The following is a 10,767-nucleotide window of genomic DNA, read 5'->3' as shown; positions in this document are numbered from 1 at the left end:
ATAATAAGGAAGATAAAGAAGGGTTTACAGATAGACTGGAAGTCCTTCAAGACATGACCATAACAAACCAAGAAAGTGTGCAACGTCAAATTAATGAGTTAACAGATCTAAAACTACAGGTAGATAAGAAGTTGAAAAATCTTGATACTGATGTGGCAAAAGCACAGAGTGTCCTTAATTCAGAGGGAACAGGAAAAATAGATAAGTTAAAAAATGAAATGCTAGATACAAAAAAATCTATTCAAAATGATTTACAGCAAATAGCATTATTACCAGGAGCTTTAAATGAACAAGGGCTAAAGGTATTCCAAGAAATTTATAGTCTATCGAAAGATATCATTGAACCGGCTGCTCAAACAGCAGTAGTAGCGTATAACAAAGGAAAAGAAATAAACAATGCTATTGTAGACGCAGAGAAGAAAGCAGAGCAAGAAGCAAAAGAAAAGGGAAAATCAGCTATAGAGATTGAGGCTGCCAAAAAAGAAGCACGTGAAGCGATAGAGAAAAGTAAAAAAGGTGAAATCGCTGCAGCTGCAGTTACAAAAACGAAAGAGTATGATCTTATGAAAGTGATTGATCCTGAAAAAATTAAAAAAACATATAATACTTTTGCTGAAATTAATAAACTAACAGCAGAGCAACGTGTATATTTAAATGATTTAGAAAAACAAAATCAGAAATTATATGACTTAACAACTAAATTAACAGTAGCAGATTTACAAAAATCAATGATTCTTTTCATGCAAAATGATTTGCATACATTTGCTAACCAAGTAGATGGAGAAATTGAGCTAATGAAACGTTACAAAGAGGATTTGGATCTAATAAATAATAGTATTACAAAATTATCGACTGAAGTTGATACCAATAACACTCAGTCTCAAAAAGATACATTAAGACGATTAAAAAGTGTAACAACTCAACTCGAAGAACAAGTTTATAAATTTTAATATTAAGAACATAGGTTTATCGAAAAGATTATAATGCAACTGAAAATAAGGAGGAGAATCATATGATGAAATTTCCATTTAAGGTCATAACTTTAGCCACTTTAGCAACGGTTATAACTGCAACGAATGGTAGTACTATTCATGCACTTGCACAAGAACAGACAGCTCAAGAACAGAAAATAGAAAATTATGCGTTAGGACCTGAAGGATTAAAGAAAGCGTTGGCTGCAACAGGCTCTCATATTCTTGTAATGGATTTGTACGCAAAAACTATGATTAAGCAACCGAATGTAAATTTATCCAACATTGATTTAGGTTCAGGAGGAGGAGAATTAATCAAAAATATCCACCTGAATCAGGAACTGTCACGAATCAATGCAAATTACTGGTTAGATACAGCGAAGCCAAACATTCAAAAAACAGCTCGTAATATTGTAAATTATGATGAGCAATTTCAAAATTATTACGACACATTAGTAGATACTGTAAAAAAGAAAGATAAGATGAGCCTTAAAGAAGGAATAGGGGATTTAATCGATACAATTCATACAAATTCAAATGAAGTTATTGACGTCATTAAGATGTTAGAGGCTTTCAAAACAAAGTTGTATACAAATACTGTAGATTTTAAAAATAATGTTGGTGGTCCAGATGGACAGGGAGGATTGACGGCTATATTAGCGGGAAAACAAGCACTAGTCCCACAACTTCAGGCCGAAATTGAGAATTTACGTTCTACACAGAAATCACATTTTGATAATGTATTAGCCTGGTCAATTGGCGGTGGACTAGGAGCAGCTATTTTAGTTATTGGAACGATTGCAGGAGCGGTAGTAATTGTTGTGACTGGTGGTACAGCTACACCAGCTGTTGTTGGCGGTCTTACAGCTCTAGGAGCAGCTGGTATCGGTTTAGGAACAGCAGCTGGTGTCGAGGCATCTAATCATATGAATTCTTATAATGAAATTTCGAATAAAATCGGAGAATTAAGTATGAAAGCTGATCTGGCTAATCAAGCGGTTATTTCACTTACTAATACAAAAGACACGCTAACATATTTGTATCAGACAGTAGATCAAGCAATAATGTCTCTAACAAGTATTCAGCAACAATGGAATAAAATGGGGGCTAATTATAAAGATTTATATGATAATATCGATCAAATGCAAGAACATAAACTTTCGTTAATACCTGACGATTTAAAAGCTGCTAAACAAAGTTGGAATGATATTCATAAGGACGCAGAATTCATTTCAAAAGACATTGCTTTTAAACAAGAAAAAACAAACTAAAAATTAATATATATTCATAGGAGGAATTAAAGTGAATAATAATTTTCCTTATAAACTACTTGCTGTATCGACGTTTTTAACCCTGACAACAACTACTGTAGTCTCTCCAGTAGCTGCTTTTGCAAGTGAAAGTAAAATAGAACAAACGAGTACTGAAGATATATCTCTTTCTGTAAACAGCGAAAAGATGAAAAAAGCTTTGCAAGATGCTGGGGTATTTGCAAAATCCATGAATGATTACTCTTATTTGTTAATTAATAATCCAGATGTTAACTTTGAAGGAATTGATATTAAAGGATATACAAATCTACCTAGTCAAATTGTACAAGATCAAAAGAATGCAAGAGAGCATGCTACAAAATGGGATGCGCACATAAAAAAACAACTTTTAGATACCCTGACAGGAATTGTAGAGTATGATACCACATTTGACAATTATTACGATACATTAGTAGAAGCAATTAATGAAGGAGATGCAGATACATTAAAAGAGGGCATTACAGATTTACAAGGTGAGATTAAACAAAACCAAGCATATACACAGAATTTAATACAAGAACTAGCTAAGTTAAGAGATAGTATTGGAGAAGATGTCCGAGCATTTGGAGGTCATAAAGATATCTTGCAATCGATTTTAAAAAATCAAGCATCTGGAATAGATGAAGATGAAAAACGCCTAAATGATGTTTTAGAGCAAATAAGACATTTTAAACAAGTAGAATCGGATGGAATAATAACTGTATCATATCCTTCAATCCCTACATGGATTGCTGGAGGTGTGATGATAGGGGTAGCAAGAAATAATTTAGGTACGTTAGAGCCGTTATTAGCGCAATTACGCCAAACCGTAGACTATAAAATAACATTAAATCGTGTAGTTGGAGTTGCGTATAATAATATTGCTGAAATGCAAAATGCAATTGGATCAGCTATTAATGCTCTTACCTATATGTCAGCACAATGGCATGATTTAGATTCTCAATATTCAGGAGTGCTTAATCATATTGATAAAGCATCCCAAAAAGCAGATCAAAATAAATTTAAATTCTTAAAACCTAACCTGAATGCAGCGAAAGACAGCTGGAAAACATTAAGAGCAGATGCGTTTACATTGAAAGAAGGAATAAAAACATTAAAAATGGATCCTGTTTCTTCAAAAAAATAGGGAAGTACTGTTTTATTGTAAAGTTTTCTAAAATATAGAGACTTTAAAAACATACTGTTAAATTATTAAATGATTCATTATATACTAAAAAGGTGGGGTTGTATCAAGAGCTTCACCTTTTTTGTGTTGTGGTTGAGTTGTAGAAGCAAGTTGCGTCTTATTTCAATTATGAAAGGGCTTCTTTGAGCCGATTAGTGTATATATAGCTTATTTTGCTATGCACATTTTTAATCGACTTGAAGAAGCCCTTTTTGTGTTGTCTTCAAGTTAGAAGTTATTGTATAGCCAGCACTTTAGGCGATTATTTTATTACCAAGGGGGAAACATCATGGAAAAATCACAAGGAAATTTACAAAATAATGTTCATTTACATGACATTGTTGAGGAAATTAAAGAACTAGCTAATCCTTTATGGATCAGTTCTGTATCACTGCTACAGGCGCACAATCAAAACTTCAAAACGAAGGCTACGACATTTATGAATATTACTATTTCTGATTTAAGAGATTTAAAAGTAAGCTTAAGTCTCATTTATGCAGCAAGGAAACGAATGAACAGGATATGAGGTCTGTTCTTTTTTTATTACTTTTTGGAGGGGTTATTATGCAATTTACTATTAACCGTACATTATTTATCGGAAAATTAGAGGAAGCTAGTGTTACTGTAGACGTTAAAAACCCAATGCCCGCATTACAAGGTGTTTTATTAGATTGTAATTCAAAGGGAATGATTCTAATGGATTCAGACGGTACAGAAACAGTAACATTAGTAACTCGCTTTAATGTAAACAGTGGGGATTGTACTGAACCGGGGAAGATGCTTTTTGCAGCTGCTCCGGTACTTAAAACGATTAAGAAATTCAAAAGTGAATTCATCGGTCTTGAACATAAAAACAATGAGCTAAAAATCTTAGAAAGTAAGAAGAAACAGCTCCAAGTCAATTAAGTTGTTCCGAATTAGCTGCTTCAGAACCACAGCGCGTTATTACAAACAAATTCGATGCATTGTCTGTTTCATAGTTTGTTAATGAACTTTTTGATGAGGAGACCGTATCAAATCACCATATCATTTTCCAAGCTCAAAAAGATTTTATGAAAGCAGCGCCAATTGGAGAGTAATGATATAGGAGGGGACAAAATGCGAGTGTATCAATTAGATTCCACTCAATTACAATGTACATTAACACCAACAAACATGTGTGATGTTGTTCTACAATACTACCAATATAAACAGTATACCGTTGTATCTGTACTGGATTTATCCAAGCATGATTCTGAAATGATACCATTACTTCTGGCTTGTTTAGCAGAGGCTTTGATTCATTCTAATCCGGATTCTTTTTTAGCTAAGGATGATTCTGATCTCTTATATTGGTGTAGAAAGAACTTCAAAGGATTTCATAGTATTTCTGATGGTAGATTCTTGCGAGACTTCAATCAGGTATACGAATGTTATCAAGCATTGCAAAACGTTGGAGAACAAGAAAACAATAAAAAAAATATATATAATAGAAGGGAGAAGAGAAACGCATGTATAATATACTTAAACGTCAATTTAATTACATTATCCGAGGGGTGATTCGGATTAACGAAGAGGTAAAAAGGGAATTGGACCTATTGGTGCAAAAGATTCGTGAAACTGTGTCTTCTGTCCAAAAAATCATCCTTTTTGGCTCTCATGCATATGGCACACCAAATGAAGACAGTGATTTTGATCTCTGTATTGTTGTGGAAGGTGTAGGAGAAAGAAAAAGGGAAGTCATTAATCGTATCAATTGGGGGATTTACGATGTAATGGAAACACCAGTTAATATTTTAGTTTATGGACCAGAAGAGTTTCAAGAACGTGCTAATCGCAATGTAACCATGGAGCATAAAATTGCGCTAGAGGGGAAGGTTCTATATGAGAAATACTAAGGATCTAAAAGAGTGGCTATCCATAGCAAAATCTGATTTAGATTCTTCTAGTTACTTAACTCACATGAAACCTTTCCCTACTGCAATTATTTGTTACCATAGTCAACAATGTGTTGAGAAACTTCTAAAAGGGTTTCTTGCACTAAACGGTAGACCAGTCCCTAAAACTCATAACCTTTTAATGCTGCACAAATCTTGTTGTAGATTAGATGAGGAGTTCTCATTGATTTTAGAACAGTGCGTGCAGCTGAATGGTTATGCTACTGACATTCGTTATCCGTATTTTGAAGCACTTACTGTCCAAGATGGATTAATGGCTATACAACATGCTCAAAAGGTAATGGGTTTCTATAACGAAAAATTAAACAAGCTAAATATACATGAAATCGTAATTGTATACATAAGGGAGAGTTCCTATAGCAAGGGACTCTCTTTTTCTATCTAAAAAACGAGGAGAAATGCTCCATAATAGTATAAAATGATACTTTTCTATGGGATGCGATTGCTGTAGATTTAAAATAAAGATTGATAAAAGAACCTGTGTTGATATGATCTTAGGGTCATCCAAATTGCGTGACCTCATTGATAAAAATAAATGGGTTAATCATTAGACACTTTTATTGAAAGGAGAAAGAATTATGTTTTTTATAGCATATTTACCTATTTTTCTGTACTTATTATTAGAATTTTATAGAAGTTCACCTGTTAAAGAAGAAAAACAAAATAGTGGTTCTAGTTTTTTTATCGGAGCAGTTTTAGCCTTGATGATAATCATTCCAGAAATTATGTATTTATTTACAATAAATAAGGTTAATTCATTTCTGTTTTTTGGTGTTATTGTTGGGCTAATTGGTGTATGGATTAGATTTTCTTCAATGAAAACATTAGGGCGATTTTATAGTAGGAACGTCGGAATGCAGGGGGAACATAAGTTAATTCAAAGTGGTCTGTATAACTATATTCGCCATCCTGGTTATTTAGGTTCTTTTCTGACCTTTTTAGGGGTTGCTATATCTTCATCTTCGTTCATTGCCATTATCATAAATATCTTTTTATTTTTCCTTGCGTATTCGTATCGTATAAAAGTTGAAGAGAGAACTCTTGTTACACTATTTGGTGAACAATATAAACAATATCAGTCCAAGACTTGGCGAATTATTCCGTTTCTATACTAGAAATTATAGGAGAAAGTTCAAAATAAGTTACTAAAGTCATTTTTCCTTATTCAGCTAACGGGTACGTTAGTTCCAAAAAAATAAGCTGATTCATATCTGTTGTTCTAATTTTTGTTATTCCATAAATAGAATACGTCTTCTTATTTTAGTATGGTTAATATAGGTCACTGTAAATATTGATAATATCTTTTTAAAGATATTTTAGTTTTGAACCCCATCCTACTTACCAACTCATCTTCAGTTTATCCTTGCTTAATAAGACGGAGAATAAAAGTGTTTCTCATCTGCTGTGCAGAGATAGAGATACGTCTATTTAACTCCGCACGTTTCACTTCAAGTCGTACCATCTTTTGTATAGCAACTTCAGAAAAAGTCTTTGGTGCATCCTTTTCGTACATCCAACGATAAGTGCCTCGATTAAAATCAAATGCCGCAAATAGGGGATTATCTGTGTATTGTCGAGGTCTTACGGGTTCCGGAATAGTCGTATAATATTTGTAGAGCTGCTGTGTATCTTCCGTAGTTAACGAAACAGACCTAGTTGATCCATTTTTCCCAGGTACCATTAAGATATCTCTAGCAAACTGTATATAGCTCATATTAAGCGATACAAGCTCTTGTAAGGACAACCCATAGTTTACTACTAAATTAAGCATACAAACGTTTCTATCCATAATAAGAGGACGATATTTAGCTTGTCTTTCTGTTAACCCTTTTGTTGATAGAACAGTTTGTTTTAAAAGCTTTTCTTCTACTTCAGTAATAAAATCATTGTTATGTAGTGATTGATCCGGAATTAAAGAGAGATTAATAGTATCCAATGGACTAAGTATACCTAAAAACATGTGCAACTTCTTTAAAATCACCCATATTCTGTGTCTTGTTTTCTGGGAATATTTACGCTTGTCTTCTAACTCAGAGAAATATGTCTGATAGTCCGTTTCAGAAAGTTCACTCCATGATTTAATATGTAGGAGTTTCTCACTTGTCCTTTGCCACTTATAAAAATCTTTAATGTCGTAAGCATAACGTTCAATCTTGGATTGTTTCCGTCCTTTTTCTGTTAAATAAGCAGAAAAGGCTGCTAATGTTTCTTCTAAATTAATGTTTTCGCTCATTATAATCACCTAATTTCTTAGGATATATTATAACAGAAAATAAGTGAAAGACCTGCTACGGCCCTTTGCTACGCACGGTTGCTGGCATCTCCAAAAAGGAATTACAAAAACTAATCCCCAAAATATCCCTTTGAAAAATCTAATCTCGTTATAGATATCCATATCTAAGTAAGTCGTATCTTTAAGTACAGTCACGTTTAATCCTCCCAATATAAATTTTTTACTAAAATGAAAAAAGGACAAACCTCGCCCTGGTAGGGATACGTAGGTTTGTCCTTTAGTATGTGGGTAATGATATGTTTATTTACCATTATTATAACGTAATTTACAAATATTTTCAATTAGGTCTGACATCTTATTAACAATCAGACTAGCTGTATTAAAAATCTATTATAAATATATATCTTATATATTAAAAAGAAATAAAGATAAAACTATTATAGGTTATCAAAAATAGGGGAAAGATCTACTCCCACAAGGGAAAATTTGATGTTAGAACGTAAAAAATCATAAATAGTAGAAAATGTATACGGAAATTCAATGATTATTAGACTATCAATTCTACAAAAAAGCATAAAGGGAATCACATGTTTCTACATGAAATCGGAAAGAAATTGATACAAATCACTTTATATTTATCCAACTATGGAAATAGGCTTTATTTTCTTTATTTTGTTAAATACAGTAGTATCTAGCGTTCAATTATCCACATTTTATCCAGATTAGGCTGCTATTAGTTAACATTACTCAGTATTTACACATAACTCACATTATTATTGATGATTTTTATTAGATAAATACAACAACATTAGTAATTACAATGTTTTTAGAAAGATTATATTCACATTGAACCATATTTGTCCGCATATCCACTATTTTTATAATTTTCCTTTTGATTTTTTGTAGGTATTATAAGATAGGTTTTAATACATTAGAAGAATACTCCCTAGTATTATGTGGAGAGTTATATATTGCTAGAATCGAATTTGTATAGAATTGCATAAAAAAAGACTCCATTTTTTATGAAGTCCTTTTGATTTGGTATTTATAAGTAGAGTAGCAGAAATGGATTACTAATCATACAAACACGAATAGCCCTCTACTTTCGATTTTTTCAAAAATAGAGAGCTCATTACTATTATTTTATTTCCAATGCGGTTAGCACCTGATCTGGAGCTGTTATTGTTACTCCAGCACGTACTAAATGTTCGAAGGTACGCATAAACTCTAGTAAATTAAACTGCTTTGGTAGTTCAATCACACGAAGTTTTTCTTGTGGCAGCTTATCAATTGCTTCGATAAACCATTCACGCACATCACTTGGAATCGTGCGTTCTTTATGACCACGAACTTTTAGTTTTTCACGCATTTCAATTTCTAAAGAGATATATGCATGGAGATTAACACCCTGATCATATGCATATTTTCTAAATAACGTTTCTTCCTGGTATTTTAGATAATTACGGTGATAAGATTCTTCCGTCACTGGTACCGCAAACTTCTGCTTCAGTAGTGCATGCACATTCTTAAACATCTTCTTAATGTTGTGAAGAGAGTACATAGAATAATGTAAACCGAAATTAAAGACAGCTTGCTCACGGTCACTATTTCTCTCTTTTGGTATATGCTGCGCAATAAGAGGGTAGATACCTTCTTTTGCTGCTGTATCGAGAATTTGATATTGAGATGTTTGATGCAATAGTTTCTTCAATGTATATACAATTTTCGTTGGATATCCTTCTTTTCGATCAACCATGTCACGTAGTCCGCGGATTACACTGCGAATTTGACGATGACAAGTATGCTTTAAGACATGAATGAATTTATTCATATCTCCAGACAGTTCACCGATATTCATCTCTTGTAGGACTGCTTCTATAAATTTCGCTTTTCGAGCATAGGTAGCTTTTGGTGTAAATGGATCCCTATGTTGTTCTTCCCCAGCTTCTTTCGAACATAAGAAGTCTGAATGGATAGACAGATATAATGTCGTATATCGTTTTGTATGTTTTACACCTTTTTGCATTTTGCAAATTTTGAATAGGGGATTACCCGTACATGGTAATGCAGTTGTTAATTCCTCGATAACCGCACGGATCTGATGCGGATATTTTTTATGTAAGAAACGATACATCCCACCGAAGTGAGTTTTGTTTCCTCTTTCGTCCTGCTTGTCCAAAGAACGTTTTAATGTTGTTTCCGTATGTTGTTGCATTGCAATGTCTAAGAATAGTTTCTTAGCTGCTACAGATAGCTTAAAGAAAGCCTTTGTAAATACAACAGGACTAATATATACGTATGGATTTGCTTTTTCTGTTTCCTCGTTTATAAAATGAGTCAGTTTGATTGTATATCGGCCATCTAAGCCATTTTCAATAGAGATAATGTTATGTAAGCTTAACTTTTTCAAAGCGATATAGAATTGAGAATGCTGAATATATGCAAGCTCTTCTTTATATTGCTTGTAATCTTCCCACATCATATGTATGGTTACATTGGGAATGACACCATTAGTAAAGCATTTCTTATGCAGATATAAGAATACTTCGAGATCAGCATTTGTAATGCCGTATAATTTATGCTTTCTTCCCGTTTTTTCTGCAAGTGTAGACATTGCGCGACGTGAAAAAGATGGTTTAGCTTTTTCGACAAAGCCTTCTACGTCAGCAATGCGATCTTCGTATGTCATGTGCTGTAGAATATCTTCTAAATAAGTATCTTTATAACTGTAGTACTTCTCTTCAAATGCTTCCACAAGCTTTTGCCAAGATTTGATTGTTACTAAAACTGCGTTTGTTGTTTCCCCATTCAAGCTACGTTGATTACGTATCACAAATGATTTCCCCATCTTTTTCACCTCCGTTCTACAAATTCAGAAATTTATGCCAAAATACTATAAAATATACCAATTTTGATTATAGCAAATCGAAAAATGATGAAAGGTGCTCCTTTAAGAAGAAAAATAGCAACTTGCAACACCTTATAAAGCTAGTTGTATCAAGGGATAAGAGAATTTCATGAATTTTTTTTGTGTTAAGGATACCGCAAACGTGTTGCATGTTGGATGATAAGTGTATGAGTACGTAAGAAATCCTCTAAACCCTTGATATATATGGATTTAGAGGGAATACGCTAAGTGATTTAGGGTGAG

7 protein-coding genes and 5 pseudogenes are annotated in these 10,767 nt (G+C 33.1%); 10 read left to right on the top strand and 2 right to left on the bottom strand.

Annotated features, from left to right (window positions below; translation table 11 throughout):
* The 10 genes and pseudogenes from MR170_RS28290 to MR170_RS28245 form a co-directional block, all read left to right on the top strand.
* Positions 1-950 (top strand): HBL/NHE enterotoxin family protein (locus MR170_RS28290; RefSeq protein WP_242310267.1); only part of this gene is annotated, 950 nt, incomplete at its 5' end.
* Positions 951-1,012: 62 nt separating this feature from the next.
* Positions 1,013-2,242 carry a hemolysin BL lytic component L1 gene (gene hblD / locus MR170_RS28285; RefSeq protein ID WP_242310265.1) on the top strand — a complete coding sequence of 410 codons (1,230 nt, stop codon included), beginning with the start codon at positions 1,013-1,015 and terminating at the stop codon, positions 2,240-2,242.
* Positions 2,243-2,273: 31 nt separating this feature from the next.
* Positions 2,274-3,407 (top strand): hemolysin BL binding component B, encoded by a 1,134-nt coding sequence (gene hblA, locus MR170_RS28280; protein ID WP_065230066.1) that lies wholly within the window; start codon positions 2,274-2,276, stop codon positions 3,405-3,407.
* 328 nt (positions 3,408-3,735) lie between these two features.
* A pseudogene (locus tag MR170_RS28275) lies at positions 3,736-3,951 on the top strand (hypothetical protein); the annotation flags it as partial.
* A 59-nt stretch (positions 3,952-4,010) separates the two neighbouring features.
* Positions 4,011-4,337, top strand: a pseudogene (locus MR170_RS28270) (DNA polymerase III subunit beta); the annotation flags it as partial.
* Positions 4,328-4,525 (top strand): annotated as a pseudogene (locus MR170_RS28265) (ThiF family adenylyltransferase); the annotation flags it as partial. The pseudogenes MR170_RS28270 and MR170_RS28265, both read left to right, overlap by 10 nt.
* A gap of 19 nt (positions 4,526-4,544) precedes the next feature.
* Positions 4,545-4,904, top strand: a pseudogene (locus MR170_RS28260) (hypothetical protein); the annotation flags it as partial.
* A gap of 32 nt (positions 4,905-4,936) precedes the next feature.
* Entirely contained in the window at positions 4,937-5,323 is a 387-nt protein-coding gene (locus tag MR170_RS28255; protein WP_242310261.1) for a nucleotidyltransferase domain-containing protein, read from the top strand.
* Positions 5,310-5,768 (top strand): HEPN domain-containing protein, encoded by a 459-nt coding sequence (locus MR170_RS28250; protein ID WP_043936485.1) that lies wholly within the window; start codon positions 5,310-5,312, stop codon positions 5,766-5,768. The genes MR170_RS28255 and MR170_RS28250 overlap by 14 nt, the downstream gene beginning before the upstream one ends.
* A 193-nt stretch (positions 5,769-5,961) precedes the next feature.
* On the top strand, positions 5,962-6,498 hold the full coding sequence (locus MR170_RS28245; RefSeq protein ID WP_242310259.1) for a methyltransferase family protein: 537 nt from the start codon (positions 5,962-5,964) through the stop codon (positions 6,496-6,498).
* Between the two features lie 164 nt (positions 6,499-6,662).
* On the opposite strand, the pseudogene MR170_RS28240 reads toward MR170_RS28245, so the two are convergent.
* Together MR170_RS28240 and MR170_RS28235 are read right to left on the bottom strand one after the other, a co-directional pair.
* Positions 6,663-7,616 (bottom strand): annotated as a pseudogene (locus MR170_RS28240) (tyrosine-type recombinase/integrase).
* A 1,138-nt stretch (positions 7,617-8,754) separates the two neighbouring features.
* Complete coding sequence (locus MR170_RS28235) at positions 8,755-10,464, bottom strand: hypothetical protein (RefSeq protein ID WP_242310257.1); 1,710 nt, start codon at positions 10,462-10,464, stop codon at positions 8,755-8,757.
* Positions 10,465-10,767: the final 303 nt, after the last annotated feature.

It is taken from the genome of Bacillus cereus group sp. BfR-BA-01524, assembly GCF_022662595.1.
In the GTDB taxonomy this organism is placed as follows: Bacteria; Bacillota; Bacilli; order Bacillales; family Bacillaceae_G; genus Bacillus_A; species Bacillus_A thuringiensis_S.
The sequence above is the reverse complement of the archived record's forward strand: the minus strand, read 5'-3'. Positions and strand labels throughout refer to the sequence as shown.

Bases quoted from the DNA above. Each gene is read 5' to 3' on its own strand.
- hblD (WP_242310265.1), top strand. From the start codon at position 1,013: ATGATGAAATTTCCATTTAAGGTCATAACTTTAGCCACTTTAGCAACG.
- MR170_RS28255 (WP_242310261.1), top strand. From the start codon at position 4,937: ATGTATAATATACTTAAACGTCAATTTAATTACATTATCCGAGGGGTG.
- MR170_RS28250 (WP_043936485.1), top strand. From the start codon at position 5,310: ATGAGAAATACTAAGGATCTAAAAGAGTGGCTATCCATAGCAAAATCT.
- MR170_RS28245 (WP_242310259.1), top strand. From the start codon at position 5,962: ATGTTTTTTATAGCATATTTACCTATTTTTCTGTACTTATTATTAGAA.
- MR170_RS28235 (WP_242310257.1), bottom strand. From the start codon at position 10,464: ATGGGGAAATCATTTGTGATACGTAATCAACGTAGCTTGAATGGGGAA.